The 2,098-nt window shown below is 67.7% G+C and carries 2 protein-coding genes; both read left to right on the top strand.

Going from position 1 to position 2,098, the window contains the following annotated elements:
* On the top strand, positions 1-1,326 hold a 1,326-nt coding region (locus tag ACR2JA_RS07760; RefSeq protein WP_434008522.1), incomplete at its 5' end, for an enoyl-CoA hydratase-related protein.
* Positions 1,327-1,336: 10 nt separating this feature from the next.
* Positions 1,337-2,098 (top strand): acetyl-CoA C-acyltransferase (locus tag ACR2JA_RS07755; protein ID WP_434008521.1); only part of this gene is annotated, 762 nt, incomplete at its 3' end.

Raw genomic sequence — 2,098 nt, 5'->3', positions numbered from 1 at the left:
GCCGCCGTGCACCTGGCTGCCATTGCCGAGACCGCGCGCGACGTGGACCAGGCCATGCGCTGGGGCTTCGGCATGAAGCAGGGCCCGTTCGAGCTGTGGCAGGAAGCGGGCTGGCTGGAAGTGGCGAAGATGGTCCAGGAAGACATCGACGCGGGCAAAGCGCTGAGCAAGGCGCCGTTGCCCGACTGGGTGTTCAAGGGCCCCGTGGCCGAGGCCGGTGGCGTGCACACCGCGCAGGGTTCGTGGAACCCCACCAAGGGCGTGTTCGAGCCGCGGCGCAGCCTGACGGTGTACCAGCGCCAGCACTTCCCTGAGCTGCTGCTGGGCGAAGCCGGGCCGAAATTTGAGACCGCTGGCAACACCATCGAAGAAAGCGATTCGATCCGTGTCTGGACGCTGGATGGCGAGGTGCTGATCGCCAGCATCAAGACCAAGATGCACGCCATCAGCCCCGAGGTCTGCGAAGGCCTGATGGCCGCCATCGACCTGGCCGAGGCCGAGTACCAGGGCCTGGTGGTCTGGTCGGGCGACGAGCCCTTCAGCGCGGGCGCCGACCTGCAGGCCATGCTGCCGGCCTTCATGGCCGTGGGCGTGGCCGCCATCGAAGACGCCGAAGGCTTCATGCAGCAGATGATGCTGCGCCTGCGCTACGCCAACGTGCCGGTGGTCTCCGCCGTGCGCGGCCTGGCGCTGGGCGGAGGTTGCGAGCTGGCGGTGCACAGCGCGCGCCGCGTGCTGCACATGGAAAGCTACGTCGGTCTGGTGGAAGTGGGCGTGGGCCTGGTGCCCGGCGCCGGCGGCCTGACCTACATCGCGCGCCGCGCGGCCGAAAACGCCGAGACCTCGACGGGCAAGGACCTGCTGCCCTTCCTGACCGAAGGCTTCACCGCCGCGGCCATGGCCAAGGTCGGCACCAGCGCCATCGAGTCGCGCCAGCTCGGCTACGTGCTGCATTCCGACCTGATCGTGCCGCACAAGGACGAGCTGCTGTTCGTCGCCATCAACGAGGCGAAGGCGATGTTCGCGGGCGGCTACCGCGCGCCGCACAAGCGCCTGTTCCCGGTCGCCGGTCGCGACGGCAAGGCCACCATCCTCGGCAGCCTGGTCAACATGCGCGACGGCGGTTTCATCAGCCAGCACGACTTCCACATCGCGTCGCTGATTGCGAACGTCGTCACCGGCGGCGACGTTGAAGCCGGCACGCTGGTGAGCGAGGAGTACCTGATGACGCTGGAGCGCCAGGCCTTCTGCTCGCTGATCGTTCACCCCAAAACGCAGGAACGCATCCTCGGGATGCTCAACACCGGCAAACCGGTGCGGAACTGAGGTCAAGCACATGAAACAAGTTCAAGACGCCTACATCGTCGCCGCCACCCGCACGCCCATCGGCCGTTCGCACAAGGGTTCGTTCAAGCACCTGCGGCCGGACGACCTGCTGGCCCACGCGCTGCGTGCCGCCATGGCCCAGGTGCCCAACTTGGACCCGAAGTCGGTGGAAGACGTGATCGCCGGTTGTGCGATCCCCGAGGCCCAGCAGGGCCTGAACGTGGCGCGCATCGGCGCCATCTTGGCCGGCCTGCCGAACTCGGTCGGCGGCATCACCGTCAACCGCTTCTGCGCTTCGGGTCTGTCGGCCGTGGCGATGGCGGCCGACCGCATCCGTGTCGGTGAGGCCGACGTGATGATCGCCGCCGGGGTCGAGAGCATGAGCATGGTGCCCATGATGGGCAACAGCCCCAGCCTTTCGCCCACCATCTTCCGTAACACCGACGACATCGAGAGCTACGGCATCGCCTACGGCATGGGCCTGACGGCTGAGAAGGTGGCGCAGCAGTGGAAGGTGTCGCGCGATGCGCAGGATGCCTTCGCCGTGCAGTCGCACCAGCGCGCCGTGATCGCGATGAAGAACGGCGAGTTCAGCGACGAGATCACGCCGGTGGAAGTGACCGACCGCAGCGTGAACCTGGAGACCGCCGAGGTCTCGACCAGCAGCCGCATCATCAGCCTGGACGAGGGCGCACGCCCCGACACCACGCTCGAAGGCCTGGCCAAGCTGCGCACCGTGTTCGCCGCGCGCGGTTCGGTCACGGCGGGCAAC

This window comes from Hydrogenophaga sp. (genome assembly GCF_051007235.1).
Taxonomy (GTDB): Bacteria; Pseudomonadota; Gammaproteobacteria; order Burkholderiales; family Burkholderiaceae_C; genus Hydrogenophaga.
Note: the sequence above shows the minus strand (reverse complement) of the source record. Positions and strands in the feature narration are given on the sequence as shown.